Raw genomic sequence first — 26,352 nt, forward strand, 5'->3', positions numbered from 1 at the left:
GGCAACCAGCATTGGGCGAGTTTCTGCATGTCGCGTTCAGCTATCCGATGGCCGTTTTCACCTACCCGCTGATCGTGGTCGTCGGCTACTGGATCGTGGTCGTGACCGGTCTGTTCGACACCGGCGACCATGACGCGCCATGGCTCGGTCTCGGCGGTGTGCCGGCCGGCGTCACGCTCTCGCTGCTGATCGCGTTCTCCTGGCTGCTGACGCTGATCGGCAGCCAGATCACCACCCTTCCTGTCGTGCCGCTGCCGGCCCTGGCCGGCGGCTGGCTTGGCACGCGCGCCCTGCTCGCGCCGCTGCGGCGGCTGGCGCCCCGCGAGCGGCAGCCCTCGCGCGGCGACTTCGTCGGCCAGATGTGCGTGATCCGCACCGGCTCGGCGACAGCCGACTTCGGTCAGGCCGAAGTCACCGCCGCCGACGGCTCCTCGGCCGTGATCCAGGTCCGCACGACCGGTCAGGACAGGCTGTCCCGCGGCGACAGCGCATTGATCTTCGAATACGACGCAGACGGCGAATTCTTCTGGGTCATGCCTTACGAAAGTGAGCACTGATGGATGTCATCTCCACCGGATTCGGTATATTCCTCGCCGTCGTCCTGGTCATCGTCATAGGACTGCTCATCCTCGTCGGCCGCCTTTTCCGGAAGGTCGAGCAGGGCAAGGCGCTGATCATCTCGAAGGTCAACAAGGTCGACGTGACGTTCACCGGGGCCATCGTGCTGCCTGTCGTCCACCGGGCCGAGATCATGGACATCTCGGTGAAGACCATCGAGATCGGGCGGACCGGCCGGGAAGGGCTGATCTGCCGCGACAACATCCGGGCCGACATCAAGATCACTTTCTTCGTCCGGGTGAACAAGACCGCTGAAGACGTCATCAAGGTCGCCCAGGCCATCGGCACCGTCCGGGCCAGCGACGAGTCGACGCTCCAGGAGCTGTTCAGCGCCAAGTTCTCCGAGGCGCTCAAGACCGCCGGCAAGCAGCTCGACTTCGTCGACCTCTACACCAAGCGCGACGAGTTCCGCGACCAGATCGTCAGGCTGATCGGCACCGACCTCAACGGCTACAGCCTGGAGGACGCGGCGATCGACTACCTGGAGCAGACCTCGCTCAACCAGCTCGACAAGAGCAACATCCTCGACGCCCAGGGCATCCGGAAGATCACCGAGCTGACGGCGCTGGAGCACGTGCGCACCAACGAGTTCCAGCGCACCGAGGAGAAGGAGATCACCCGCCAGAACGTGGACGCCCGTGAGGCCATCCTGGAGCTGCAGCGCCGCCAGGCCGACGCCGAGATCAAGCAGAAGCGCGAGATCGAGACCATGAAGGCGCGCGAGGAGGCCGAGATCGCCCGCGTCCAGGCCGAGGAGCGGCTCAAGGCGCAGGCCGCCAACATCAAGACCGACGAGCAGCTCGGCGTCCAGCACGAGAACCGGGCCCGCGAGGTCGCCGTCGCGGAGAAGAACCGCGAGCGCGTGATCGCCATCGAGTCCGAGCGCATCGAGAAGGACCGCCTGCTGGAGGTCATCGCCCGCGAGCGGGAGACCGAGCTGTCGCGCATCGCCAAGGACAAGGAGGTCGAGACCGAGAAGCGGTCGATCGCCGAGGTCATCCGCGAGCGCATCGCCGTCGACAAGACCGTGGCCGAGCAGGAGGAGGCCATCAAGCGGCTGCGCGTGGTCGAGGAGGCCGAGCGCACCCGCCAGTCGGTGATCATCGCCGCCGAGGCCGAGGCGCAGGAGAACCTGGTCAAGGGCATCAAGGCGGCCGAGGCCGCGGAGGCGGCGTCGAAGTTCCGGGCCCGTGAGGAGCTCGTGCTCGCCGAGGCCAAGCAGCAGGCCGCCGAGCTGGAGGCCCGGGCCAAGATCCGGCTGGCGGAGGGCATCCAGGCCGAGTCGGCCGCGGCCGGGCTGGCCGACGTCCAGGTCAGGGAGCGCGACGCGGAGGCGATCGAGAAGGTCGGCCGCGCCGAGGCGCTGGTGCTGAGCGAGAAGCTGCGGGCCGAGGCCGACGGCGCCAAGGCGATGGCGCTGGTCGAGGGCGACCGGCTCAAGGCCAAGGCCGAGGGCGAGCAGGCGATGGCGCTGGCCACCGCCGCGGCGGTGGGCGAGAAGCTCAAGGCCGAGGCCGAGGGTCTGACGGAGAAGGCCGCCGCGCTGGCCGCGCTGGACGAGGCCAGCCGGGCGCACGAGGAGTACCGGCTGCGGCTGGAGGCCGACAAGGAAGTGCGGCTCAAGCAGATCGACGTCTCCCGCCAGGTGGCCGAGTCGCAGGCCGGTGTGCTGGCCGCCGGGCTGGCCAAGGCCAACATCGACATCGTCGGCGGCGACACGATGTTCTTCGACAAGGTCGTCGGCTCCATCACCGCGGGCAAGGTGGTCGACGGCTTCGTCGAGCACTCCGGTGTCGTCCGGTCGATGGCGACCCCGTACCTGAACGGGAGCGCCAGCCTGGTCGAGGACATCGGGCGGCTGGTCGGCGGGATCGGCAGCGAGGACCTGAAGAACCTGACCGTGTCGGCGCTGCTCATGCAGCTCATCCAGCGCGGCGGGCCGGACTCCGGGCCGCTCGGCGAGCTGCTGGAGACGGCGCGCCGGCTGGGCGTGGCCGACTCCCCCGTGGCGGCGCTGACCCCGGCGAAGGTCTGACGCGTGGCCGAGGACGTCCGGCCCGATCTGGAGGCCGGCACCTACGAGGTGCTCAGGAACCGGCTCGGAGCCCAGGCCAAGGCGCTGACGAAGGCGGCCGAGTCGGTCAACGCCCAGCGGCTGGAGGTGTTCGGCGGGGCCGAGCTGCGGCTGCTGGGCACCGAGCGGATCCGCACCGAGAACAACTGCGTGCCCAGGGACATCGTCTCCCTGGGCGGGGTGATGCTGTTCGGCTACAACGTGTTCATCGGGCTCAAGCCGGAGACCGCGGTGTCGGACGTGTTCGCGGTGCACCGGTTCACCCGTGACGGGGACGCGTTCCGCTTCGACCAGGACAAGCTGGAGACGCTGGACGACGAGGCGTTCAGGAAGGACTTCGCCGAGCTCTACCGCTACTACAAGGAGACCCGGCTGGCGCAGCTCAGGCGGGTGGAGGGCAAGCTGCTGGCCGTGTTCAGGACGGGGCCGGCGGACATCCGGGTGCTGCGCTGGACGGTCACGCCCACCGGGGTCCCGAAATATCAGGACAATCGGGGGGAGCGGGACCACATCTTCCCGCCCTCCCACGACTTCGAGTGGACGCCCACCACCCGCGACGACCACGTCCTCGGCCGCCACCCGCACATCTCCGTGCAGGGCGAGGTGTTCGTCGAGACCGTCGGCGGCGACCTCACCATCAAGATCGAGAACAACACGGAGTCCGGCGAGGGCATCTACGCCGAGCCCGTCACCGAGCAGTTGCAGAGCCTGGCCGACGCCGACGTCGAGCACGCCCGCGTCGGCCCGCTCATCCTCATGCGGATCAGGCCGTACAAGGAGACCGCCTGGCGCCACCTCGTCTTCAACACCCGCACCAAGGCCGTGACCAGGCTCGACGGCATCGGCCAGGCCTGCCAGCGGCTGCCCGAGGACCAGGGCCTGATCTTCCCCGGCGGCTACTACCTGGCCACCGGCGTCAGCAAGACGTTCGACACCGACGTGACCGACCTGGAGTTCGAGCGGGTGGTGCGCTCCCCCAACGGCGAGGACGTGCTCTACGTCTTCCACGCCAGGGGCGACGGCCGCTCGCTGCTGCTGCCGTACAACGTGATCAGGAAGGAGGTGGCCAACCCCATCGTGTGTCACGGCTACTCGCTGTTCGACGACGGCACGATGGTGGTCTTCCGCGCCACCTCCGAGGAGCCGACGCGGGTCCACCCCATGCAGGTGTGGCAGACGCCGTACGTCTCCGACACCTACGCGGCGGCGCAGCCCGCCGGCACCGGGCCGCTGGAGCGGATCGGCAACGCCGAGCTGGTGCGCGGCATCTCCGACTGCCTGTCGGTCGCCCGGATGATCGAGGAGATGGCGCCGTCGGCGGCCACGTTCGAGGCGCTGATCGCCGCCTGCACGCGCGCCTTCGACAGCTACCACTGGCTCGGCGAGCAGGGCTTGGACGGCCCGCTCGGCGACGTCCGCGCCACCGCCGAACAGGTCCTCGACGAGTACGAGAACGTCGAGCAGCTCACCCGGCAGGCCGCGCGGACCCTCGAAGAGGCCGAGGACGAGGTCACCCAGCTCGTCCGGCGCTCGCGCGGCGACACGCCCGCGACCGCCGACGCCTGGGTGACGCTGCTGGCCACCCTCCGCCGCGCCCAGGGCCACCTGGTGACGCTGCGCGAGGTGCGTTACGTCGACCTGGCCCGGCTGGACGAGCTGGCCACCGAGGTGCGCGCCGAGCTGGACGCGGCGGGCCGGCGCGCGGTGGCGTTCCTGGAGGGCGCCGACGCGTTCACCGGCTACCACGCCGCCGTCGAGGAGCTGGCTGTCCAGGCCGGCGCGATCACCACCGCCGCCGAGGCCGAGCCCGTCGCCGACCGGCTGTCGACGCAGGCCGAAGGGCTGGAGGTCGTCACCGAGGTCGTCGGCTCGCTCGACATCGCCGACGCCACCGTCCGCACCGCCATCCTGGGCCGCATCGCCGAGGTGCTCGGCGGGGTCAACCGGGCGCGGGCCGTGCTCGACGGACGGCGGCGCGAACTGCTCGGCAGCGAGGGCCGCGCCGCGTTCGCCGCCGAGTTCGCGCTGCTCGGGCAGGCCATCACCGGCGCGCTCGCCGTCGCCGACAGCCCCGAGAGCTGCGACGAACAGCTCGGCCGGCTGATGATCCAGGTGGAGAACCTGGAGTCGCGGTTCGGCGAGTTCGACGACTTCGCCGCCCAGCTCGCCGCCAAGCGCGACGACGTCTACGAGGCGTTCTCCTCCCGCAAGCAGTCACAGCTCGACGCGCTGGCCCGGCGCGCCGACCGGCTGTTCGCCTCCGCCGAACGCATCCTGACCGGCGTCACCCGGCGGCTCGGCGGCCTCGGCACGCTCGACGAGGTCAACACCTACTTCGCCACCGACCCCATGATCACCAAGCTCCGCTCGGTCGCCGCCGAACTGCGCGAGCTGGGCGACGCCGTACGCGCCGAGGAGCTGGACGGCCGGGTCAAGGCGGCACAGCAGGAGGCCGGACGGGCACTGCGGGACCGGCTCGACCTGTTCACCGACGGCGGCGACACCATCCGGCTCGGCCACCACCGCTTCGCCGTCAACACCCAGCCCATCGACCTCACGCTGGTGCCGCACGGCTCCGAGATGCACTTCGCCATCACCGGCACCGACTACCGCGCCCCCGTCCCCGCCTCGTTCGCCGACACCCGGCCGTTCTGGGACCAGCTCCTGGTCTCCGAGACCCCCGAGGTCTACCGCGCCGAACACCTCGCCGCCTCACTCCTCGACGCCGCCGTGCCTGGCGCCGACCTCCAGGCCCTCGTACGGCAGGCCGCCCAGGACCGCTACGACGAGGGGTACGAGCGCGGCGTCCACGACCACGACGCCGCGGCCATCCTCGACGTGCTCGTCCGGCTCCGCGACGGCGCCGGGCTGCTGCGCTACCCGCCCGAGGCGCGGGCCGGGGCGCAGCTCTTCTGGGCGCACGGGATCGACGAGGTTTCACGTAAAACATTGACCACCCGGGCCGTGTCGCTGGTGCGCGCCCGCGACGTCTTCGGCCCCACCCCGGCGCTGTCGGCACTGGCCGCCGAGCTGGGCGCGCTCATCTCCGCCTTCCTGGCGACCGCCGGGGCCTGGGACGCGGGCGACCTGGCCGGCGAATACCTGGTCGAGGAGCTGGCCGGGCAGCCCGCCGGGTTCGTGACCAGCAAGGCGGCGCGCGACCTCGTCGCCGGGTTCCACCAGGCGCTCGGGCCCGGCCGCACCCGCGAGTTCGAACAGGACCTGAAGGCCGTCCCGCTGCCCGAACGGGTGCAGCTCGCCCGCGCCTGGCTCGGCGCCTTCGACCAGGGGCCCGAGCTGACCGAAGCCGTCGCCGTGCAGCTCTGCGACCTGCCCCGGCACGACTCCGGCGCCGCCGTCACCGCCACCGCCGACGGGCTCCTCGGCGCCCACACCCGCATCACCGGCCGCACACTGGAGATCCGCCTCGACGAGACGCTGGCCAGGACCCGGCGGTTCGCCACCGAACGCGTCCCCGCATTCCGCGCCTACCAGAAGCGCCGCGGCGAGCTCGTCGACGCCGAACGCCGCCGGCTCCGGCTGGAGGAGTACAAGCCCAAGGTGATGAGCGCCTTCGTGCGCAACCGGCTGCTCGACGAGGTCTACCTGCCGCTCATCGGCGACAACCTGGCCAAGCAGCTCGGCGCGGCGGGCGCGGGCAAACGGACCGACCAGATGGGGCTCCTGCTGCTCATCTCACCGCCCGGCTATGGCAAGACGACGCTCATGGAGTACGTCGCCAGCCGGCTCGGGCTCGTGTTCGTCAAGGTGAACGGGCCCGCCCTGGGCCACCGCGTCACCTCGCTCGACCCCGCCGAAGCGCCCGACGCCACCGCCAGGCAGGAAGTGGAGAAGATCTCGTTCGCGCTGGAGACGGGCAACAACACCCTGCTCTACCTGGACGACATCCAGCACACCTCGCCCGAACTGCTCCAGAAGTTCATCTCGCTCTGCGACGCCCAACGCCGCATCGAAGGCGTCTGGAACGGGCGCACCCGCACCTACGACCTGCGCGGCAAGCGGTTCGCCGTGTGCATGGCCGGCAACCCGTACACCGAGTCCGGGCAGCGCTTCCGCATCCCCGACATGCTCGCCAACCGGGCCGACGTGTGGAACCTCGGCGACGTGCTCTCCGGACGCGAAGAGCTGTTCGCGCTCAGCTTCATCGACAACGCGCTCACCTCCAACGCCGTCCTCGCCCCCCTGTCCGCCCGCGACCGCTCCGACGTCGAACTCCTCGTCCGGCTCGCCCGCGGCGACCAGGGCGTGCGCCCCGACCAGCTCAAGCACCCCTACACCAAGCCCGAGCTCGACCAGGTGCTCAGCGTGCTGCGCAAGCTCCTGCGCGTCCAGGAGGTGGTGCTGGCCAACAACCGCGCCTACATCGCCTCCGCCGCCCAGTCCGACGCCGCCCGCACCGAACCGCCCTACCGGCTCCAAGGCTCCTACCGCAACATGAACAAGCTCGCCGAACGCATCGTCCCCGCCATGAACGACGACGAGCTCGAAGCCGTGCTCGACGACCACTACCTCGGCGAGGCCCAGACCCTCACCTCCGACGCCGAGGCCAACCTGCTCAAACTCGCCGAACTCCGCGGCCGCCTCACCCCCGCCCAGGCCGCCCGCTGGGCCGAGATCAAAGCCGCGTACGTGCGCGCCAAGGCGCTCGGCGGCAGCGGCGACGACCCGATGACCCGGGCCGTCGGCGCCCTCGGCCTCCTCGCCGACCGCGTCCGCGAAGTCGGCTCGGCGATCAGGGAGACCTGAGCTCCAGCCGCGAACCCGTGAAGGCGGCGCGCATACGCCGGTCATGCGTCACGACCACCAGCGCGCCGCCATACCCGGCCAGCGCCTCCTCCAGCTCCTCCACCAGCAGCGGCGACAGGTGGTTCGTCGGCTCGTCCAGCAGCAGCAGGTCCGCCGGGCTCGTCACCAGCCGGGCCAGCTCCACCCGGCGCCGCTGCCCGTACGACAGCTCGCCCATCCGCAGCAGCAGGTCCCGCGGCCGGAACAGGCCCAGCGCCAGCAGCGTCTCCGCGTGCTCCTCCAGGTCACCCGTCCGGCCCTCGGCGAACGCCCGCAGCAGCGTCAGGTCCCCGGCAGCCGGGGCCTGGTCCTGCCGCAGGTACCCGACCCTGGCCGGCCGCCGCACCGTCCCCCCGTCGTGGGTCAGCTCCCCGGCCAGCACCTGCATCAGCGTGCTCTTGCCCGCCCCGTTCGGGCCCGTGACCAGCAGCCGCTCCCCTTGGCGTACGCACAGCCCCGCCAACCGCAGCCGACCCCGTACCACGAGGTCACTCGCCTCCACCACGACCTCCGACCGCCCGGAGCGTTCCCCGGGCCCACCTGCGGCCTCCGGCGAGGCGGTCCGTTGCGCCGGGCGTACCCCCTCCGAGAGGCGCGCCTTCTCCGAGGGGAGCAGCCCCTCCCCCGGCCCCGCCGCCTCCGACGGAACCGTCTCCTGAGGGCCCTTGGCCCCTGAAGGGGCCGCACCCTCCGCAGAGAGCGCCACCTTCGAGGACGTCGCCCCTTCCTGGGAACGCGCCCCCTCCGGAAGGGGGGCCTGCTCCAGAGGTGGGGTCCACTCCTGGGAGGCGCCCTCCAGGGGAAGCGCGCCGTCCGAGGGAGGCGTCTCCGGGGGTGAGGGCCAGGCCGTGGGGGGCGTTGGCGGGCCCGGAGGGTGGGGGGTGGTCAGGAGGGGCGGGGTGGTGAAGTGGAGGCGGGGCGGGGGTGGGGGGACGGGGTGGGCGCGGAGCCAGGCGGCGCGTTGGTGGGACTGGCGGATGCGCCCGGCGGCGCCGTGGGTGCGGGAGCGGGCGCGCCAGGCGCCGGTGCCCATGCCGGCCTTGGCGACCTTGCGCGGGATGGCGGCGAGCCGGCCGGCGTTGGCGGTGACGAGGCCGGCGTGCCGGGCGAGCTCGGCTTTCCACTCCTCGTGCGCGAGCGCCTGGGCGGCCCGTTCGGCGGCCTTGGCGGCGAGGTAGCCGCCGTAGCCGTTGCCGTAGCGGCGGACGGCGCCGTGGTCGACCTCCAGGATGCTGGTGGTGACCCGGTCGAGGAAGACCCGGTCGTGGGTGATGGCCACGACGGTGCCCCGGTGCGCGCGCAGGTGCTGTTCGAGCCAGGCGACGGCCTGGTCGTCGAGGTCGTTGGTGGGTTCGTCGAGCAGCAGCAGTTCGGGCGCGGAGGCGAGCGTGGCGGCGAGGGCGAGCCGGGAGCGTTCGCCGCCGGAGAGGGTGGCGACGGGCCGGTCGCGGGGGAGCCCGGGCAGGCCGAGGCCGTGCAGGGCGGCGTCGACCCGGGCGTCGGCCTCGTAGCCGCCGCGCGCTTCGAAGCGTTCGACGAGGGCGGCGTACGCGTCCAGGGTGTCCTCGGTGAGCGTCTGCTCGGCGGCGCGCATGCGGGTTTCGAGGTCGCGCAGGTCGGCGAGGGCGTGGTCGACGGCGTCGCCGACGGTGGCGCCGGGCGGCAGTTCGAGCGCCTGGGGCAGGTAGCCGACGCCGCCGGGCGCGGCGACGGTGAGGTCGCCGTTGTCGGGCCGCTCGGCTCCGGCGAGGAGTTTGAGCAGCGTGGACTTGCCGGAGCCGTTCTCGCCGATGACGCCGGTCTTCTCGCCGGGCTTGACGGTGAACGACACGCGGTCGAGCACGACGCGGTCGTCGTAACGCTTGGTGACCTGGGAGAGGGAAAGTTGGGTACGCAAGGAAGCACCAGCTCCTGTTTTTCGCGCGAACATGACGGCAGAGCGGGCGCGTGGCGGAGCGGTACGGCTCTACGCGGGGGCGCCCGGCGCGAACATCACAGGAAGCAGTAACCCATAGGGCGATGATCTAAGGCGATAAATCGGGATAAGTCAAGGCCCTTTCCCCTCCGTCAGCTTCGCCGTGGCCGCGACCTGGATGGCGGTGGCGCGCTGGAGGAAGTCGACGATCACCTCCACCTCCTCGTCGGAGTAGCCCGCGTAGAGCTCGGTCAGCCCGGTCACCAGCGGCTCGAACAGCTCCCCGAACCCGGCGATCCGCTCGTAGTTGACCTCGACGATGACGCGCCGGCGGTCCTTGGGGTGGCGGACGCGCCGGACGAGCCACTTGGCCTCCAGCCGGTCGATGAGCCCGCTGACCGAGGCGGGGGCCAGCCCGGTGTGCTGCGCGATCTCCCCCGCGGTCAGCGGCCCAAGGCGTTGCAGCAGGTCGAGCGTCTTCTCCTCGCTCATCCCCAGGCCCATCCGCTCGCCCATGGCGGTGTGGTACATCACGGCGGCGTTGCTGTTGGCCCGTCCAGCGTCGGACAGGGCGTCGAGCAATTTCTTTCGGTGTTCCGAAATATCTCTGGACATCGGCACCTCCATCGTCATATATTTCGTTCAGCCGAACGAAAGGTTATCACGATGAAGGCTCTGGTCATAGGCTGCGGCATCGGCGGCCCCGCGCTGGCGATGGCACTGCACGAGGTGGGCATCGAGGCGGAGATCTACGAGGCGTACGGCGACACCGCGCAGGGCGTCGGCTCGTTCCTCAACCTGGCGTCCAACGGCCTGGACGCGCTGCGCTCGCTGGGCCTGCACCGCGAGGTCATGGCGGCCGGCATCCCCACGCCGGCCATGGTCATGTGGAGCGGCACCGGCAAGCGCCTAGGCACGGTGGCCAACGGGCTCGCCCTGGACGACGGCACGGTCAGCCACACGATCCTGCGCTCCGACCTCTACCGGATCATGCGCGACGGGGCCGCCCGCCGTGGCGTGCGGGTCTCGTACGGCAAGCGCATGGTGTCCTTCGACGACACCGGCGACCAGGTGACGGCCACGTTCGAGGACGGGACGCGGGCGACGGGTGACCTGCTGATCGCCGCCGACGGCGTACGGTCGCGCACCCGGCACCTGCTCGACCCGCAGGCGCCCGCCCCGCGCTACGCCGGGCTCTACAGCGGCGGCGGGATCATCCACGACCAGGACTTCACCGGCGAACCGGGCGTCTACCACATGGTGTTCGGGAAGCGGGCGTTCTTCGGCTACTCGGTGGCCGAATCGGGTGAGACGTGGTGGTTCGCGAACTTGCCGCGCGCGCTCGGCGACGTGCCGGACGACTGGCGGCCGGTTCTGGTCGAGGCGTTCAAGGACGACGCGAACTTCTCGGCCGAGCTGGTCCGGCGCGCCGAGATCGGGCCGATGCTGCCCATCCACGACCTGCCGCCCGTGCCGGTCTGGCACCGGGGCAGGGTCGTGCTGACCGGCGACGCCGCGCACGCCACCTCGCCCAGCTCCGGCCAGGGCGCCTCGCTGGCCGTCGAGGACGCCGTCGTGCTGGCCCGCTGCCTGCGCGACGAGGCCGGCCACGAGGCCGCGTTCCGCCGGTTCGAGGCCGAGCGGCGCGGCCGGGTCGAGCGCGTGGTGGCGTACGCGAAGACGATCAGCAACAGCAAGGCGGCCGGGCCGGTGGCGCGGGTGTTCCGCGACGCGCTGATGCCGTTCTTCCTGAAGAAGAGCGCCAGCCAGGAGTCACTGGCCTGGATGTACCGCCACCAGGTCAGCCTGTGAGACGGCCGCGGCGCTCGCGGGCAGCAGCGGCAGCCGCACGTCCGGGGTCGGGATGAGGCCCCGGGCGTGCAGGACGCCCTTGATGACCGTGGGGTTCGGCTCGGCGAACAGCGCGGCCGAGATCGTGGCCAGCCGGTGCCCGAGCGCCCTGGCCCGGGGCACGTCCCCGGCGTGCCAGGCGGCGACCAGCTCGGCGAACCGGTCGGTCACCAGGTGCGCGGAGGCCAGGATGCCGCCCGCCGCGCCCAGCGCCAGCAGCGGCGAGACGAACGCGTCGTCGCCGCCCAGCACCGCGAACCCGTCGGGCAGGTCGCCGAGCAGGTCGACCGCGTCCTGGTCGATCCCCCCGGCCGCGTACTTCACGCCGGCGACCATCGGGTGCGCGCCCAGGCGCCGCAGCGTGGCCGCGCTCACCGCCTGCCCGGTCCGATAGGGAATGTGGTAGATCACCAGCGGCACCGGCGTCCCTTCGGCCAGCGCCTCGAAGTGCGCGATCACCCCGCGCTCCGCCGGCCGCAGGAAGTACGGCACCGTGACCAGCGCCGCGGCGACCCCGTCGGGCAGCTCGCTCAGCGCCCGCGCGACGGATCGCGTGTCGTTGCCCGTGACGCCCACGGTCAGGGGCACCCCGCGCTCGCCGCAGATCCGCGCGCACACCTCGATCACCCCGGCCCGCTCGTCGGCGTCGAGCGCCGCCACCTCGGCGGTCGTCCCCAGCGCCACCAGCCCGGCCGCCCCCTGGTCGAGCACGTGCCCGGCCAGCTTCTCGACCGCGTCGTACGCCACCGCCCCCGTCTCGTCGAACGGCGTGATCAGCGGCACATGGATTCCACTCAGCATGCTTCGAGCTTGGCCCCTGGGCATTCGGTAGGTCCAGCGACGATTCGTGACGTCCACCGTAAGCTGGTCTTATGCTCGACCCTCGCAAGCTGCACCTTCTACGCGAACTGTCCCGGCGCGGCACCATCGCCGCCGTCGCCGAGGCCGTCGCGTTCACCCCGTCGGCCGTCTCCCAGCAGCTCAGCGCCCTGGAACGGGAGGCGGGCGTGCCGCTCCTGCGCCGCACCGGCCGCACCGTCACGCTGACCCCCGCCGGACACCTCCTCGTCGAGCACGCCCAGGCCGTGCTCGAACAGCTCGAACGCGCCTCCGCCGCGCTCGCCGCCGTCCGCGGCGGCCCCGCCGGCCCGCTGCGCATCGGCGCCTTCCCCACCGCCGCCCGCGTCCTGCTCCCGCCCGCGCTCGCCGCGCTCACCGGCGCGCACCCCGCCGTCATCCCGATGATCTCCGAGATCGACCCCGCCGACGTCTCCGCCGCCCTGCGCGCCGGCGAGCTGGACGTGGCGCTGGTCCACGAGTACGACTTCGTCCCGCCCGTCACCGACACGTCGCTGGAGACCGAGCCGCTGTTCAGCGAGCCGATGTACCTGACGAACCGCACCGCGATCGCCGACGCCTCCGGCGACCCGTGGATCGTCGGCAAACCCGGCACCCTCTGCCACACCATGACCATCCGGGCCTGCCAGGCCGCCGGCTTCGAACCCCTCGTCCGGCACTGCATCGACGACTTCGACACCGTCCTCGCCTTCGCCGCCGCGGGCGCGGGCGTCGCGCTGGTCCCGCGCCTGGCCGCCCTGTCGCCACCGCCCGGCGTCACCCTCACCCCGCTCCCCCTCAGCCGCCGCACCCTGGCCGCCTTCAGACGCGGACACGGCGACCACCCGGCCATCCGAGCCGCCCTCACGGCCTTCCACACGGCGATCGGCGAGGTTAAGTCGGATCCATCTAAGTAAGATTGCTTCTTACTAAGATGAAATCGACTTTCCGGAGGCCAGACCGTCCCTCCCCTCTGGATGGCGTCGGCTGAGCGGCCCGGCGGAGCGCCGAGGATATGGTCGGCGCATGACCGTCGAGATCTTGCGAGAGTCCAGTGACGAGGTGCTGGCGGCGTTCGGCCGGTTGCTGCCGCAGCTCTCGTCGTCGGCCGAGGCACTGGATCACGAGAGCCTGACGCGGCTCCTGCGCAGCGACACCACCACCGTGCTCGTCGCCCGCGTCGACGGCCGGATCGCCGGGACGCTCACCCTGTGCGCGGTGCCGCTGCCGACCGGGATGCGGGCGCGGATCGAGGACGTGGTGGTCGACGAGGAGGCGCGCGGGCGAGGCGTCGCGGCGGCGCTGGTCAGCCGCGCGGTCGAGCTGGCCAGGGAGGCAGGGGCCCGTACGGTCGACCTGACGTCCCGGCCCGCCCGCGAGGCGGCGAACCGGCTCTACCAGCGCGCCGGCTTTCACCCCCGCGACTCGGTCGTCTACCGGCTCGACCTGCGCTCCTGATCCTGCTCGATCGCCTTCATGACGGCCGTGGTGCTGGGCTGCCCGAAGTCGTTGTAGTCGCCCGCCGTCACGGCCACCACCAGCCCCTGCGACGGGTCCAGGAACAGCCGCTGCCCGCCGTTGCCGTGCGCGCCGATCTTGCGCGGTTCGCCGGTGTCGATGTACCAGTGATAGCCGTACGCGAAGTTCGCCCCGATCTCCACGCGGGGTCGCAGCATCTCGTCGAGCCATTCGGCCGGCACGATGCCGCGGCCGCCGTCCAGCACCATCTCCCCGATCGTCGCCAGGTCGCGCGGCCTGAGCCGCAGCCCCGCCGGAGCCAGCGGCACCCCGTCGTCGCCGGTCGTCCACTCGAACGCGCCGACCCCGAGCGGCTCGAACAGCACCTCACGCGCATACTCGGCCAGCGACCGCCCGGCGCCCCGCGCGATGATCCCGCCGACCAGCGTCGTGCCGCCCCCGCAGTACGACCACCGCTTCCCGGCCTCCTCGACGACGGGACGTTCCAGGACGTAGCGGTAGCGGTCGGGCGACTCCTCCATGGCGAGCTCGCTGTTGGCGGTGCTCGTGTACGGGACGCTCTCGTCCCAGTCGAGGCCGAGCGTCATGGTCAGGGCATGCTCGATCGTGAGATGCGCCCGGGACTGATCGGCGACCAGGTCCGGATATTCCGGGAACTGCGCCACCAGCCCGGCCCCCGGCACCGGCACCAGCCCGTCCTTCAACGCGATCCCGTACAGCAGGGCGACCACGCTCTTGCTCACGGACCGGACGTCGTGCAGCGTCGCGGCATCGAACGTCACATGCCCGAGCGCCTCACCGAGCCGGTAGTCCTCCCCCGCCCCGTAGTGCTCCACCAGCACCTCACCGTGCCGCCGGACGACCAGCCCGTGCAGGTTCGGCGCCTCGCCCGCCCGCAGCACGGCCTCGACGCGCTCTTCGATTGCCATCATGACCTCCCAGGATTCGGCACATCCTGGCATAGGGCATCACACGGTGTGAGAGTCAATTTCGCGGGCCCGGCGCCCCCGGGAGTCACGCTTCGAGCCGCCAGAGCGCGGCCAGCGGAAGCGCCTTGAGTCCGGCCCCGAAGGACAGCGACTCCTGCCCGGCATAGAGCACGAACCCCGCGATGAAACGGTTCCCGAGCCGGCTCTGCAGGTGGCGAAGGCCGCGGAAATCGTCGCCGCGCACGGTTTCGGCCGCCTTGATCTCAACGCCCACGATGTCGCCGGACGCGTGTTCGAGCACGGCGTCCACTTCCACCTTGTCCCGATTGCGGTAATGAAAAAGCTGCACCGGCTCATCGGCCCACGTGAGCTGGCGAGCGATCTCCCCGAGCGCGAAATTCTCCACGAGCGGCCCCACGGGACTCGTCACGTCCATCGCGCGCTCGGGCGAGATCCCGACCAGCCGCGCTCCCAGGCCAGAGTCCACGACCAGCAGTTTCGGCGTGCCAACCGCACGCGTCGTGAGGTTGGAGGACCAGGCCGGAATTCTTTTGATGACGAACACCAGCTCCAGGAGATCCAGATAGCGCGACAACGTCACGCGGGGCATTCCCGCGTCATTGCCGAGAGCCTGAGCCACCGCCAGATTGCCCATACGCGCGGCGACCACGCTAAGCAGCCTCCGCATTTCAGCCGGCCGTTCGATGTCCGTCACCTGGCGCACGTCACGAGTGATGAGATCGGAGACATAGGAATCGAAGAAACGAGCACGGCGGCGGCCCGGGTCACGCCGAACCGCCTCCGGATAGCCGCCACGAAGTGCCCGCGCCACATAGTCGTGTTTGCTGAGTTCAGCCTTGACGTCGACATCCGCGCCTCTGCGGAAGACGGCGTCGACGAAACCGTCCGGAGCCGAGTCGATCTCGCCCTGGGACAGCGGCCACAACTCGATCGTCTCCGTCCGTCCGGGCAGGGCGTCGGGAAGGTCGCGCAGGTCGAGCAGGCGCGCCGAGCCCGTCAGGAGAAAGCGTCCAGGGCGGGGGTCCCGGTCCACCTCACGTTTGATCGGGAGCAGCAGTCCGGGTGCCCGCTGGATCTCATCGATCAGCAGCAGGCCGTCGTGCTGGACGAACCCGACCGGGTCTTCATGTGCCGCGTCGAGCACCGCCGGATCGTCGAGGTACAACTCCTTGGCCCCGGGCGTCCTGCCCAGGATCGAGTGCGCCAGGGTGCTCTTGCCGACCTGGCGGGCGCCATTGACCACGACTACCCGAGTGTCGGCGAGGGCTTCCAGAGCCATGCCGTGCGCGCGTCTGCCATAGAGATTGCCGTCGACCATGACTCAGACGTTATCACTGGTAGAAGGGGATGTGGTCGTTCTGCCGCATGGTGTGTGGTCGTTCTGCCGCTGTACCTGTGGGCGATCTGCCGCACCCTCCGTGGTCGTCCTGCCGCACCCTCCGTGGGCGTTCTGCCGCACGCTCCGTGGGCGTTCTGCCGCACCCCCTGTGGGCGTTCTGCCGCACCCCGCGTGGTCGTCCTGCCGCTCCGGTATCGGCCCCAACCACCCCCACCACCCGACCGCGTAACGGGCGGCGGAGCGCGAGGGCTTGCCCTCGCCTCATGGAGGGGCCGAAAGCCCCGGGAAGCGCGCCGAGCGGGTGAGGGCGCGAAGCGCCTGACGGGCGAGCCCTTTGCCGACGGGGACGAGCGACACGGTGGGGCACTGCCGGGGCTGGTCACCGCTGCGAAGGCGACTTCCTGACGATTTGTTGGTACCAATGGTAAGAATCCCCGTCATTTCCCAAAGAGTGTGCTCATACTGGGGTTAAGGGAGAATGCGGGAGCACGCTCATGCGGAAACCACCCCCGGCCGACGGGCTCGGCCCGGCCCAGTTCCTCCAGTTGGCCACGGCCGATTTCACCGGGATCTACGCGGTCCATCTCGCCGCCAAGGAAGAGCGCCTGAAGATGACCAGGCTCGCGATGAGCCTGCTGTCTGGACCGTTCCTGGCGGCGATCGCGCTCACCAGCGCCAAGGTCGTCGACCCGGAGAGCCTGACCGCCTGGCAGAGCGTGCCGTGGTACCTGTTCGCGCTGGTGGTGGCGTTCGGGGTGCTGGCGGTGCTGCCGTTCCTGCGGCTGATCGAGGCGGTCAACGCGCACGCCAGGACGGCCCGCGCGATCAACAACTTCCGGCTCCTGTACGCGACCCGCCTGGCGGCGGACCTCGGCTGGTCGCCGAACCTGCCGGTCGACCCGCGCTTCCCCGAGACGTACGCGCCGCTGGCCTGGCCGGGCGTGAACGTCATGGTGCTGTCGCTGGTGAACTCCGCCTACCTGACGGTCGGCGTGACCGGCCTGGCCAGGCAGGAGCCGAACGCGCTGCTGCTGCTGTTCGGCGTCCTGATGGTGGCGCTGGTGCACTACTCGGTCTATTACGTGCGGTGCAACGTGTCGCGGCGGCGCCGGCTCCCCCGTAACCCGTACGAGTTCCCGAATCTGGAGACCTGAATGCCCGATCCTGCGGAGTGGGCGTCATGTGGGGAGGCGTGGATCTGGTTGATGCGCCATGTGTGGACGGAGGGGGCGCTGGCCGACGACGACCGGGGCCCGGTGATGGAGGGGCCGTCGGTGCTGTTCGAGATCGCCGAGGTGCGCCGGGACGACCCGATCGTGGAGCGCTACGGTGACGCCGAGCGGCTGGCGCTGTACGGCAGGAAGTTCAGCCAGGACACGGTGGTGGCGCCGTTCAAGTACAGCTATGGCGCCCGGATCAAGGGGCAGTTGCGCTGGGCCGCCGATCTGCTGCGCGTCAAGCCGTACAGCAAGAGCGCGTGGATCTCGCTCACGGTGCCGGGCGAGCCGTACGACTGCGTGCCGTGCCTGATCGGGCTGGCGTTCCGGATCAGGGAGGGCGCGCTGGTGATGACGGCGACGTTCCGCTCGCAGAACGCCTTCACCAGCTACCTGAACTACCTGCCGCTCGCCGAGGTGCAGGCGGGGATGGCGCACGAGCTGGGGCTGACGCTGGGCCCGATGCGGGTGTTCGTGGACGTGCCGCACCTCTACCTGGCCGACAGCACGCAGGTGCTGCGCGTCATGCGTCCTTGCCTGTCGAGGCCGCTGAGAGCGGGGCCGCGATGTCCTCCAGGCCGCGACGTTCGGCCTTGATGCCGAAGATCAGCTCGACCACGCCGGCCAGGATCATCAACGTCGCGCCGATGGCGAAGGCGAGCGCCGTGTCGCCGGGGGCGCCGCTGGAGACCAGCTCGGCGAAGATCAGCGGGCCGGCGATGCCTCCGGCGGCGGTGCCGATGGCGAAGAAGAACGCGATGGCCATGGCCCTGGTCTCCATCGGGAAGATCTCGCTGACCGTCAGGTAGGCGGAGCTGGCTCCGGCCGAGGCCACGAACAGCACCACGGACCAGCACGCCGTCAGCGTGACGGCGGTGAGCACTCCCTCGTTGAACAGCCACGCGGTGCCGAGCAGCAGCAGCCCTGAGCCGACGTAGGTGGCCGAGATCATCGGCACCCGTCCCACGGTGTCGAACAGCGGCCCGAGCAGCAGCGGCCCGAGGAAGTTGCCGACCGCGATGACCGCGAAGTAGTAGCCCGTGTGGGTGTCGATGCCGTAGAACGTCGACAGGATCTGCGCGTACCCGAAGGTGATCGCGTTGTAGAGGAACGCCTGCCCGATGAAGAGCGAAAGACCCAGCACGGTGCGCTTCGGATAGAGGGCCACCATCGTGTGCGCGATCCGGACGAACCCGATCGACTTGCGCTGGTGGATCGTCATCGACTGCGCGGGCTCCGGCAGGTGCCCGCCGACCTGCCGCTCGATGTCGTCGACGATCGCCTCGGCCTCCTGTTCACGCCCGTGGATGAACATCCAGCGCGGGCTCTCCGGCACGTGCCTGCGTACGAGCAGGATCGCCAGGCCCAGCACCACGCCGAGCCCGAACGCCACCCGCCAGCCGATGTTGACGGGCAGGTCGTTCAGCAGCGGCACGGTCAGCAGCGCGCCGCCGGCCGCGCCGAGCCAGTAGCTGCCGTTGATGAGGATGTCGATGCGCCCCCGATGCCTGCTGGGGATGAGCTCGTCGATGGCCGAGTTGATGGCCGCGTACTCCCCGCCGATGCCGAACCCGGTGAGGAACCTGAACAGGAAGAACCACCATGCGCTGAACGAGAACGCCGTCATCAGCGTCGCCACGAGGTAGACGATCAGCGTGATGATGAACAGCTTCTTCCTGCCGAACCTGTCCGTCAGCCAGCCGAAGAACAGCGCCCCCGAGCAGGCCCCGGCCACGTAGAGCGCGGCGGCGATGCCGGCCACCTGCTGCTGGGTGATGTCCAGGCCGCTGCCCGGCTTGGCGAGCTGGGCGGACAGGTTGCCGACGATCGTGACCTCTAGGCCGTCGAGGATCCAGACGGTGCCGAGACCGATCACGATCATCCAGTGCCAGCGCGACCAGGGGAGCCGATCCAGCCGGGCGGGCACTTTCGTGCTGATCGTGCCGATCTCCACGTCGCTCATAAGGTCACGTCGATACCCGCGTGGCGAACGGCAAACCCGGCGGTTACGGCTTACGCGCCTCCAGCAGCCACGTCGCTGCCCACGGCCCGCCGTACCAGAAGCGCGCGCCCAGGTCGCGCCTGCGCACGTCGGTGACGCCGAGCTCGCGCAGCGTGGCCTCGTACGCCTGCGTGTGCTTGACGTCGGCGACGAGCAGCAGCCCGCCGGGCCGCAGCACCCGGTACGCCTCCTGGATCGTCAGCTCGCGCGTCGGCCGGCTCGACACCACCACGTCGTACGACTCGTCGGGGCACGGCAGTTCGCCGGGGTCGCCGGTGACCACCTCGACCCGGTCGGCGACGCCTTCGGCCTCGGCGTTCGCGCGTACGGCGGCCTCGCCCCGCGCGTGCCAGACGACGCCGGTGGCCCGTCCGCCCTCCAGCAGCCTGGCCGCGGTCATGAGCACGGCGCCGCGGCCCGTCCCCAGGTCGAGCAGCTCCTCGTCCCCCTTGAGCCGCGCCAGCTCGCGCTCCCACACGGCGAACCTGCCGCGCCGCGCGGTGTAGAAGTAGCTGCCCGCGCTGGCCAGCGTGTAGCAGGCGCCGAACACGAAGGCGACGCCCGCCTCGGGGACGTCGTTGGCGTACGCGAGCGCCGCGAGGGCGGCCAGCAGCGCGCCTCCCGCGACGAGCCCTGCCAGAGCCCAAGCCGCGTCGAACCCGTAGTTTCCACGCACAATCACGTTATAACTCAAAGAATCTCTTGACCGGATATTGGCACGCCCCTTCCCTGAGGGCAGGTCATACAACGGCAAAGCGTCACTAACGTGGGAGGGATTGGCCAGAAGCGGGGGTTTGACCAGGCATGACAGGTAAGGAACGCGGTTTCGGGCCCGGAGCGAGCATCGTGCTCACGTTGGGCTCGGCCCTGCTGTGGGGCGTGGCACACATGGCAACACACCGCCACAAGACCGGCATCCTGCTCATGTCCATATATGTCCTGATGCTGGGCTTCATCCTCACGGTGCTGACCGCGTTCAGCGCCCGCCTGCTGTCGCTCGCCGTGCAGCCGCGCTGGATCACCGTGCTCGCGCTCGCCCTCGCCGTCCTCGCCGTCGCCTGGACCACCGTGATCATCTGGTCGTACCTGCTGGTCCGGCCCACCTCCTCGCACGCGGTCGCCCGCGGCCTCACCGCCGGCCTGACCATCGCCCTGTGCGCGCTCGTCCTGGCCCCCACCGCGTACGCCGCCCGCCTGGCCTACCTGTCGCGCGACGTCGTCCACACCCTGTTCGCCGGCAACTCCTCGCCCGTCGTCGCCCAGGACCCGTGGAACGGCGCCCAGCGCGTCAACTTCCTGCTCATCGGCGCCGACTCCGCGCCCAACCGGCCCGGCGTCCGCACCGACAGCATGACCGTGGCCAGCGTCGACACCGCGACCGGCGCCACCACCCTGTTCGGCCTCCCGCGCAACCTCCAGAACGTCCCGATGCCGGCCGGCCCGCCGCGCGACCTGTTCCCCTACGGCTTCACCGGCGCGGGCGCGGCCACGCCCGGCCTGCTCAACGAGGTCTTCCAGTACGCCGAGGACCACCCCGAGATGGTCCCCGGCCAGCCTGACGGCAAGCGCGGCCCGGCGCTGTTGAAGGAGACCGTCAGCGGCATCCTCGGCATCCCGGTCAGCTACTACGCCATGATCGACATGAAGGGCTTCGCCGAGATCGTCGACGCGATGGGCGGCGTCCGCGTCACCGTCGAGGAGCCCATCGTCTACGGCAGGCACCGCGAAGGGCTGCTGCCCGCCGGCACCCGCAAGCTGAGCGGCGAGGAAGCCCTCTGGTACGGCCGCTCCCGCACCGACAGCGACGACTACGTGCGCATGGGCCGCCAGAAGTGCCTGCTCAACGCCGTGGTCAAGCAGGCGGACCCGGTGACCGTGCTCAACAGCTTCGAGAGCCTCGCCTCCGCCACCAAGCGCGCCATCTCCACCGACCTGCCGCAGGACGTGCTCCCGGCGCTCGTCGAGTTGTCGCAGAAGGTCAAGGACACCCACATCAGGAGCCTCAGCTTCGTCCCGCCCCTGATCAGCACCGGTGACCCGGACTGGCACCTGATCAGGCGCAAGGTCTCGCAGGTGCTCTCCGAGCGCCCCACGATCGCCACCGGCCACACCGCCCCCGACGGGACCGCCGCGCGCGGGGCCACGCCCGACCGGTCGTCCGACGCCAGCCCGAGCCCCGAACGCCCGCTGACCCTGGACAGCGCCTGCGGCTAGACCCGCCGCAGCAGCATCGTCACGAACCCCAGCCGGTCCCGGTAGCCGTCGAGCCACATCTTCCCGGTGCGCCGGCGCGGCCGCCCCACGTGGACGACCGGCCCGACCGTCACCCCGTCACCCCGGCGCCTCGGCGGCGAGGCGGGAAGCCAGGTAGCGCTGGAACTGCCACAGGGGGCGTTCGAGGTGGGAGAAGCGGCCCGCGGGCGGGTCGGGGGCGGCCGACAGCCCGCGCTGGACGCCGTGAATGGCCACCAGGTCCTCGTCCTGGATCAGCCGCAGCCCGGCGACCAGCGAGTCCAGGTAGGCCGGGAAGCCCGGCTGCCCGGCGGCGCCCGGCGGGACGAGGACGTGGAAGACCGCGTCGTGCGTCACCGGCCCGGTCGGCCACCAGGTGGCCCACACCGCGAGGCCCGATTGCAGGGCCAGGACGGTGTTGGGGAAGATCCCGGCGATGGTCAGCCCGGTGCCGGGGTCGGCCGGGTCGGGGGTGTGCATGGTGAACCAGCGGCCGTCGCACTCGTCGACGCGGGTGGCGCGGGCGGGCGCGACGGGTTCGAGCGTGTCGGCGTGGGTGCCCATGTGGTGGTAGTTCTCCGACCCGTTCTCCAGGGCGACCTTCCAGTTGGCGGGCACGTCGTCCCAGCGGATGGTCGCGGCGTGCGTCCAGGACGCCAGGTCGAACCCGGCCAGCACGGCGTCGAGGCCGGTCAGCTCGGGGGCGAGCGGCGGCGCGCCGGGGTCGAGGTTGAGCATGACGAAGCCGTGCCATTCCTCCAGCCGGTAGGCGGCCAGGCGGCAGGCGGCGCGGTCGAAGCCGGGGGCGCGCATGAGCGGCGCCCCGGCGAGCCGTCCGGCGAAGTCGCCGTTGAGCCGGTAGGTCCAGGTGTGGTAAGGGCAGGTCAGGCGTTTGAGCCGGCCCTGCTCCGGGGTGGTCTCGGGCGGCAGGATGTCCATGAACCGGTGGCGGCAGACCCGCGAGAGCGCGTGCAGCGTGCCGTCCTCGTCGCGGGTGAGCACCAGGGGCCGCCCGGGCAGGTCGAGCCGCAGGTAGGCGCCGGGGTCGGCGAGCTGGTCGGCGCGGGCGACGCAGAGCCAGTCGCTGCGGAAGATCCGCTCCAGCTCCAGGGCGTGGAACTCGGGCGAGGTGTAGACCTCGGGCGGCAGCGTCTCGCTCTCGTCGAACGGCAGGCCGGCGATCCGTCGCACCTCGGCGGTGAGCTGGGTGGTCGTCATGGGTGCCCCCTCAGGTCGGGTAGTCGAGCACGATGCGGCCGTTGTCGGGGATCACCAGGCGGTGGCCGTGGCGCCGGTGGTAGCGGCGCGCGTGGATGACGCCCGCGGTGACGGCGGCGGCCACGAAGGCCAGCCCCGACAGCCGGACGAGCGGCACGAGGTCCGGCGGGACCGTGAAGGTCACCACCGCCGAGACGGCCGCGTCGAGCAGCAGCCCCGCGCCCCACAGGGCGGTGATCGTGCGGATGGCGCCGCGGTAGGCCGGGGAGGTCCGCCAGGCGGCCTCCCGCTCCGGCGCGCCGAGCTGGAGCGTGAGCTCCAGGGCGAGCGGCCGGGACGAGATCGCGGTGATCAGCGCCCAGCCGCCCGCGACGGCGCCGGTGAGCGCGTCCCTGAGCAGCAGCAGCCGTGGATCGCCGCTGAACAGCGAGCTGACGCCGGTCAGGGCCAGCGTGGCGATCGTGAACCGGTCGAGCCCGTCGATCCGCCCGCCGGCGATCACCTTGTGCGCCAGCACCGCCGCGGGCACCACGGCCCCGGCCATGAGAGCGAGCCACGGGCTCACTCCCAGGGCGCGCAGCCCGTAGAAGGCCGCGACGGGCACCACCACGAAGACCACCAGCATGATGGCCAGCAACACCTGCCAGGACGCCGTACGCGCCGCCGGCCGGGCCGTCACGGTCATCGCGGTCACCCCCGAGTCGATCCCCCGATTGGTCAGCTCAACGCTACGACGCGATCACCTGCCGTCACATCGGCCCAGGGTCTGATCCCGGCTACATCCTTAGGTTGACGCGCTAGACCGTCTCGTCCAGATTGTCCGCGTAATAGGTGACGGCCCGCTCGTAGCCGCCCACGTGCCCGGCCTCCACGAGCAGCTTGAGCAGCGCGGAGACCGCCTCCCGCGACTCCCCCGCGTTGTAGAGCGCCATCGCCTCGAACACCCGCAGCCCCGGGTCTCCGGGGAACTCCTCCAGCGCCCGCCGGAACAGCGCCCGCGACTCGGCCACCCGCCCCAGCACCCGCAACGTGCTGCCCAGGCCGGTGAAGGCCCCCAGCCGGTCGCCGGGCGTCAGCCCATCACCCGCCAGCGCCCGCTCGTAATAGGGCACCGCCTCGGCCTCCAGCCCGAGCGAGTCGTGCACCCAGGCGGTGTGGCAGGCGACCTCGGCGTCGTCCGGATACTGCTCCGCCAGGGCGAGCAGCACCGTCCTGGCCTCCTCCTTCCTGCCTTCTTCACGCAACCGCACGGCCATCGCCAAATCATCGTTTCGCATGCACCGAGTGTGGCATGATGGTCACCCGTACGAGCGGAAACGGTTTTCATAATCATCGCCAGGAGGTTCCCGTGAGGGTGGCGTTCGTCGGCAAGGGCGGCAGCGGCAAGACCACGATCTCGGCGCTGTTCGCCAGATACGTCGCGGGCAGGGGCGCGCCGGTGGTGGCGGTCGACGCCGACATCAACCAGCACCTGTCGCTGGTGCTCGGGCTCGACAGCCCGCCGGAGCCGCTCGGCGCGCACCTCACGGAGATCAAGGACTTCCTGCGCGGCGACAACCCGCGCATCCCCTCCGCCGACGCGATGGTCAAGACGACCCCGCCGGGCCGCGGCTCCCGGCTGGTGTCCGTCAAGGACCTGGCCGAGCACCGCTACGCGGCCCCCACGCCGGAGGGCTTCCGCCTGATGGCCACCGGCCCGTTCAACGACGACGATCTCGGCGTGGCCTGCTACCACTCCAAGGTCGGCGCGGTCGAGCTGCTGCTCAACCACCTGGTCGACGGCCACGGCGAGTACGTGGTGGTCGACATGACGGCGGGCTCCGACTCCTTCGCCTCCGGCCTGTTCACCCGCTTCGACCTGACGTTCCTCGTCGCCGAGCCGACCCGCCAGGGCGTCGGCGTCTACCGGCAGTATCGCGACTACGCGGCCGACTACGACGTGCCGCTGGCCGTGGTCGGCAACAAGGTGCACGGCCCATCCGACGTCGACTTCCTGCGCGAGCACGTGGGCGACGACCTGCTCACCTGGATGGAGCACTCCTCCGCCGTGCGCGCCATGGAGCAGGGCCGCGCCTTCAGCCTCGACGACCTGGAGCCGGCCAACTCCGACGCGCTCGCCGTGCTGCTCAAGCACGTCGACGAGCAGGAGAAGGACTGGGTGCGGTTCGGCCGCCAGGCCGCCGAGTTCCACCTGCGCAACGCCCGCGCCTGGGCCAACGCCAGGACCGGCCTCGACCTGGCCGGTCAGGTCGACCCCGGCTTCGTCTACGGCCCTCCGGCCGCCTGACCCACACGACTGTCGCCCTACGGCCATCTGGAGCGTTTCCGGAGGCTCACCTAGCGTCAAGTTGATGTCTTTCGAAAGGAGACAGCATGTCGCTGACCGTTCCGAACGATCTCCTCGACCAGGCCAGAGCCGGGGATGTCGACGACGCGGCGTTCGTCGCCTGCGTCCGCGACTCCCTGCCCTACGCCTGGTCGGTGATCACCGAGCTGGTCGAGCAGCGTGACAGGACCGGCGCCGAGTTCGCCGACAACCAGGTGCCGCCACCGGACGAGGAGGCCCGAGGGCAGCTCCTGCGCTGCCTGGCGAGCGACGCGATGCGGGGGGCCCTGGAGCGCCACTTCGGCATGAAGCTGGCCTTCCAGAACTGCCACCGCGTGGCCGTGTTCGACCCGGCGGCGCGCGAGGCGCTGAGCGAGTTCGTCACGCCGCGGGCGCAGATCCTCAACCAGAAGCCGGAGCTGGTTGACTGCTGATCCGTTCAGGGGCCGCCCGCCGCTCCGGGCGGGCGGCCTCTCAGCAGCGGCAGCACTTCGGCGCCGAGCCGCCGCACGTCCTCCAGGGCGTTCCCGGCCGCCTCCACCATCAGGATGAAGTGGTCGATCCCGGTCGTCTCGGCGGTGCGCAGCAGCGTGCGGGCGCAGTGCTCGGGCGAGCCCACGGGGTGGATCCGGGCCAGGAAGTCCACGTACGCGTCCACGTCCCGCTCGGGTCGTGGCCGCCCGTCCACCGGCGTGTAGCTCGCCAGGCCGGGCTTCAGCCAGGCGGGCATCGACTCCTTCAGCTCCCGCACGGCCTGCGGCGTCGTGTCGGCGACGTGCGCGACCGCCGCGGCGACGTGCCCCCCGGAAGAGCCGGGAACACCGGAAGAGCCGGGCACACCGGACGCGCCATGAGCCCGCACCGCCGCCGCCTTCTCCTCGTCGCCCACGTGCACGCCGAGCAGCATCGGCAGCCCGCGCGCGGCCGCCAGCGCGATCGTGGACCCCGACGTGCACGCGACCACCGGCCGCAGCCGCGCCGACGGCACCATCCGCACGTCGCGGAAGGCGAAGAACTCACCGGAGGCCGACACCGTCTCGCCTGACAGGGCGGCCGTCAGCAGGTCGAGCGATTCCGGGAAGCCCCGCTCGAACCGGTCCAGCCCGGTGCCGAACACCTCCAGGTCCACCCACGGCCCGCCGCGCCCGACGCCGAGCGTGAAGCGCCCGCCCGACAGGTGGTGCAGCATGGCGGCCTGCTCGGCCAGGGCGATCGGATGCTGCGTGGACAGCACGCTGACGGCGGTGCCGAGCCCGATCCTGGTGGTGCGCCCGGCGGCGACGGCGGCCAGCGTGATCGGCGACGGGCACACGCCGTAGGTCATGAAGTGGTGCTCGGCTATCCACGCGTCGTCGAACCCGGCCCGCTCGGCGGCGACGATCAGCTCGACGGTGTCGGCCAGGATCTGGCCCGGCTCCCCGCCTGGGAACTGGGCGGCGACCAGGAAGATGCCGATGCGCATCCCACCGATGATGGCCGACGCCCCGG

At 71.2% G+C, this 26,352-nt stretch carries 22 protein-coding genes; 11 read left to right on the forward strand and 11 right to left on the reverse strand.

Translation table 11 applies throughout. The features are described 5' to 3' along the window. Positions 1-11: 11 nt before the first annotated feature. Genes AB0J53_RS03900 through AB0J53_RS03910 form a run of 3 tightly spaced genes read left to right on the forward strand, consistent with a single transcriptional unit; the run spans position 12 to position 7,459 of the window. Positions 12-557, forward strand: coding sequence for a hypothetical protein (locus AB0J53_RS03900; RefSeq protein WP_364168373.1), 546 nt, complete (start codon positions 12-14; stop codon positions 555-557). Then, entirely contained in the window at positions 557-2,653 is a 2,097-nt protein-coding gene (locus tag AB0J53_RS03905) for a flotillin family protein (RefSeq protein ID WP_219519273.1), read from the forward strand. Before AB0J53_RS03900 ends, AB0J53_RS03905 begins: the two co-directional genes overlap by 1 nt. Positions 2,654-2,656: 3 nt before the next feature. Continuing rightward, the gene (locus AB0J53_RS03910; RefSeq protein WP_364168375.1) at positions 2,657-7,459 is read left to right on the forward strand and encodes a DNA repair ATPase; all 4,803 of its coding nucleotides are present in this window, start codon (positions 2,657-2,659) and stop codon (positions 7,457-7,459) included. Here AB0J53_RS03910 and AB0J53_RS03915 read toward each other — a convergent pair. After that, complete coding sequence (locus AB0J53_RS03915) at positions 7,446-9,395, reverse strand: ATP-binding cassette domain-containing protein (protein ID WP_364168376.1); 1,950 nt, start codon at positions 9,393-9,395, stop codon at positions 7,446-7,448. The genes AB0J53_RS03910 and AB0J53_RS03915 overlap by 14 nt on opposite strands. Before the next feature lie 150 nt (positions 9,396-9,545). Continuing rightward, a complete protein-coding gene (locus tag AB0J53_RS03920) occupies positions 9,546-9,995 on the reverse strand; it encodes a MarR family transcriptional regulator (protein WP_364168378.1) in 450 nt (149 codons plus the stop codon). A gap of 84 nt (positions 9,996-10,079) precedes the next feature. Between AB0J53_RS03920 and AB0J53_RS03925 the strand changes: the two genes are divergently transcribed. After that, positions 10,080-11,225, forward strand: coding sequence for an FAD-dependent monooxygenase (locus tag AB0J53_RS03925; protein WP_364168380.1), 1,146 nt, complete (start codon positions 10,080-10,082; stop codon positions 11,223-11,225). On the opposite strand, the gene AB0J53_RS03930 is transcribed toward AB0J53_RS03925, so the two are convergent. Then, positions 11,187-12,065 carry a 4-hydroxy-tetrahydrodipicolinate synthase gene (locus AB0J53_RS03930; protein WP_364168382.1) on the reverse strand — a complete coding sequence of 293 codons (879 nt, stop codon included), beginning with the start codon at positions 12,063-12,065 and terminating at the stop codon, positions 11,187-11,189. The two genes, AB0J53_RS03925 and AB0J53_RS03930, sit on opposite strands and share 39 nt — an antisense overlap. A gap of 71 nt (positions 12,066-12,136) precedes the next feature. Here AB0J53_RS03930 and AB0J53_RS03935 point away from each other — a divergent pair, with 71 nt between their 5' ends. Continuing rightward, entirely contained in the window at positions 12,137-13,018 is an 882-nt protein-coding gene (locus AB0J53_RS03935; protein WP_364168384.1) for a LysR family transcriptional regulator, read from the forward strand. A gap of 109 nt (positions 13,019-13,127) precedes the next feature. Continuing rightward, on the forward strand, positions 13,128-13,559 hold the full coding sequence (locus tag AB0J53_RS03940) for a GNAT family N-acetyltransferase (RefSeq protein ID WP_364168386.1): 432 nt from the start codon (positions 13,128-13,130) through the stop codon (positions 13,557-13,559). On the opposite strand, the gene AB0J53_RS03945 is transcribed toward AB0J53_RS03940, so the two are convergent. Further along, on the reverse strand, positions 13,535-14,512 hold the full coding sequence (locus AB0J53_RS03945) for a serine hydrolase (protein WP_364168388.1): 978 nt from the start codon (positions 14,510-14,512) through the stop codon (positions 13,535-13,537). The two genes, AB0J53_RS03940 and AB0J53_RS03945, sit on opposite strands and share 25 nt — an antisense overlap. A gap of 82 nt (positions 14,513-14,594) precedes the next feature. Next, positions 14,595-15,848: an ATP-binding protein gene (locus tag AB0J53_RS03950; protein WP_364168390.1), complete on the reverse strand. Its 1,254-nt coding sequence runs from the start codon at positions 15,846-15,848 to the stop codon at positions 14,595-14,597. 515 nt (positions 15,849-16,363) lie between these two features. On the opposite strand from AB0J53_RS03950, the gene AB0J53_RS03955 reads away from it, so the two are divergent. Next, on the forward strand, positions 16,364-17,023 hold the full coding sequence (locus AB0J53_RS03955) for a hypothetical protein (RefSeq protein WP_219508221.1): 660 nt from the start codon (positions 16,364-16,366) through the stop codon (positions 17,021-17,023). 51 nt (positions 17,024-17,074) lie between these two features. Continuing rightward, positions 17,075-17,683 (forward strand): hypothetical protein, encoded by a 609-nt coding sequence (locus AB0J53_RS03960; protein ID WP_219508220.1) that lies wholly within the window; start codon positions 17,075-17,077, stop codon positions 17,681-17,683. On the opposite strand, the gene AB0J53_RS03965 is transcribed toward AB0J53_RS03960, so the two are convergent. Both AB0J53_RS03965 and AB0J53_RS03970 read right to left on the reverse strand, forming a co-directional pair. Continuing rightward, complete coding sequence (locus AB0J53_RS03965; RefSeq protein ID WP_364168393.1) at positions 17,610-19,049, reverse strand: MFS transporter; 1,440 nt, start codon at positions 19,047-19,049, stop codon at positions 17,610-17,612. The genes AB0J53_RS03960 and AB0J53_RS03965 overlap by 74 nt on opposite strands. A 43-nt stretch (positions 19,050-19,092) precedes the next feature. Further along, positions 19,093-19,770, reverse strand: a complete 678-nt coding sequence (locus AB0J53_RS03970) for a class I SAM-dependent methyltransferase (protein WP_364168395.1) — start codon at positions 19,768-19,770, stop codon at positions 19,093-19,095. Positions 19,771-19,976: 206 nt separating this feature from the next. Here AB0J53_RS03970 and AB0J53_RS03975 point away from each other — a divergent pair, with 206 nt between their 5' ends. Then, a complete protein-coding gene (locus AB0J53_RS03975) occupies positions 19,977-21,302 on the forward strand; it encodes an LCP family protein (protein WP_364168397.1) in 1,326 nt (441 codons plus the stop codon). A 117-nt stretch (positions 21,303-21,419) separates the two neighbouring features. Here the strand turns inward: AB0J53_RS03975 and AB0J53_RS03980 are convergent, their stop codons facing one another. The 3 genes from AB0J53_RS03980 to AB0J53_RS03990 all read right to left on the reverse strand — a co-directional run bounded on the left by AB0J53_RS03980 (position 21,420) and on the right by AB0J53_RS03990 (position 23,815). Then, on the reverse strand, positions 21,420-22,538 hold the full coding sequence (locus AB0J53_RS03980) for an SRPBCC family protein (protein ID WP_364168399.1): 1,119 nt from the start codon (positions 22,536-22,538) through the stop codon (positions 21,420-21,422). A 10-nt stretch (positions 22,539-22,548) separates the two neighbouring features. Continuing rightward, a complete protein-coding gene (locus AB0J53_RS03985) occupies positions 22,549-23,223 on the reverse strand; it encodes a VC0807 family protein (protein WP_364168401.1) in 675 nt (224 codons plus the stop codon). Positions 23,224-23,335: 112 nt separating this feature from the next. After that, complete coding sequence (locus AB0J53_RS03990) at positions 23,336-23,815, reverse strand: tetratricopeptide repeat protein (RefSeq protein ID WP_364168403.1); 480 nt, start codon at positions 23,813-23,815, stop codon at positions 23,336-23,338. Between the two features lie 71 nt (positions 23,816-23,886). Between AB0J53_RS03990 and AB0J53_RS03995 the strand changes: the two genes are divergently transcribed. Next, positions 23,887-24,825 carry an ATP-binding protein gene (locus AB0J53_RS03995; protein WP_364168405.1) on the forward strand — a complete coding sequence of 313 codons (939 nt, stop codon included), beginning with the start codon at positions 23,887-23,889 and terminating at the stop codon, positions 24,823-24,825. 86 nt (positions 24,826-24,911) lie between these two features. Next, the gene (locus AB0J53_RS04000; protein ID WP_219508212.1) at positions 24,912-25,298 is read left to right on the forward strand and encodes an SCO5389 family protein; all 387 of its coding nucleotides are present in this window, start codon (positions 24,912-24,914) and stop codon (positions 25,296-25,298) included. 5 nt (positions 25,299-25,303) lie between these two features. Here the strand turns inward: AB0J53_RS04000 and AB0J53_RS04005 are convergent, their stop codons facing one another. Continuing rightward, entirely contained in the window at positions 25,304-26,326 is a 1,023-nt protein-coding gene (locus tag AB0J53_RS04005) for an LLM class flavin-dependent oxidoreductase (RefSeq protein ID WP_364168408.1), read from the reverse strand. Positions 26,327-26,352: the final 26 nt, after the last annotated feature.

This window comes from Nonomuraea sp. NPDC049725, assembly GCF_040674795.1.
Classification (GTDB): Bacteria; Actinomycetota; Actinomycetes; order Streptosporangiales; family Streptosporangiaceae; genus Nonomuraea; species Nonomuraea ceibae.

Bases quoted from the DNA above. Each gene is read 5' to 3' on its own strand.
- AB0J53_RS03980 (WP_364168399.1), bottom strand. From the start codon at position 22,538: ATGACGACCACCCAGCTCACCGCCGAGGTGCGACGGATCGCCGGCCTG.
- AB0J53_RS03935 (WP_364168384.1), top strand. From the start codon at position 12,137: ATGCTCGACCCTCGCAAGCTGCACCTTCTACGCGAACTGTCCCGGCGC.
- AB0J53_RS03925 (WP_364168380.1), top strand. From the start codon at position 10,080: ATGAAGGCTCTGGTCATAGGCTGCGGCATCGGCGGCCCCGCGCTGGCG.
- AB0J53_RS03940 (WP_364168386.1), top strand. From the start codon at position 13,128: ATGACCGTCGAGATCTTGCGAGAGTCCAGTGACGAGGTGCTGGCGGCG.
- AB0J53_RS03945 (WP_364168388.1), bottom strand. From the start codon at position 14,512: ATGATGGCAATCGAAGAGCGCGTCGAGGCCGTGCTGCGGGCGGGCGAG.
- AB0J53_RS04000 (WP_219508212.1), top strand. From the start codon at position 24,912: ATGTCGCTGACCGTTCCGAACGATCTCCTCGACCAGGCCAGAGCCGGG.
- AB0J53_RS03985 (WP_364168401.1), bottom strand. From the start codon at position 23,223: ATGACCGTGACGGCCCGGCCGGCGGCGCGTACGGCGTCCTGGCAGGTG.
- AB0J53_RS03950 (WP_364168390.1), bottom strand. From the start codon at position 15,848: ATGGTCGACGGCAATCTCTATGGCAGACGCGCGCACGGCATGGCTCTG.
- AB0J53_RS03965 (WP_364168393.1), bottom strand. From the start codon at position 19,049: ATGAGCGACGTGGAGATCGGCACGATCAGCACGAAAGTGCCCGCCCGG.
- AB0J53_RS04005 (WP_364168408.1), bottom strand. From the start codon at position 26,326: ATGCGCATCGGCATCTTCCTGGTCGCCGCCCAGTTCCCAGGCGGGGAG.
- AB0J53_RS03990 (WP_364168403.1), bottom strand. From the start codon at position 23,815: ATGCGAAACGATGATTTGGCGATGGCCGTGCGGTTGCGTGAAGAAGGC.
- AB0J53_RS03955 (WP_219508221.1), top strand. From the start codon at position 16,364: ATGCGGAAACCACCCCCGGCCGACGGGCTCGGCCCGGCCCAGTTCCTC.
- AB0J53_RS03975 (WP_364168397.1), top strand. From the start codon at position 19,977: ATGGCAACACACCGCCACAAGACCGGCATCCTGCTCATGTCCATATAT.
- AB0J53_RS03930 (WP_364168382.1), bottom strand. From the start codon at position 12,065: ATGCTGAGTGGAATCCATGTGCCGCTGATCACGCCGTTCGACGAGACG.
- AB0J53_RS03960 (WP_219508220.1), top strand. From the start codon at position 17,075: ATGCGCCATGTGTGGACGGAGGGGGCGCTGGCCGACGACGACCGGGGC.
- AB0J53_RS03905 (WP_219519273.1), top strand. From the start codon at position 557: ATGGATGTCATCTCCACCGGATTCGGTATATTCCTCGCCGTCGTCCTG.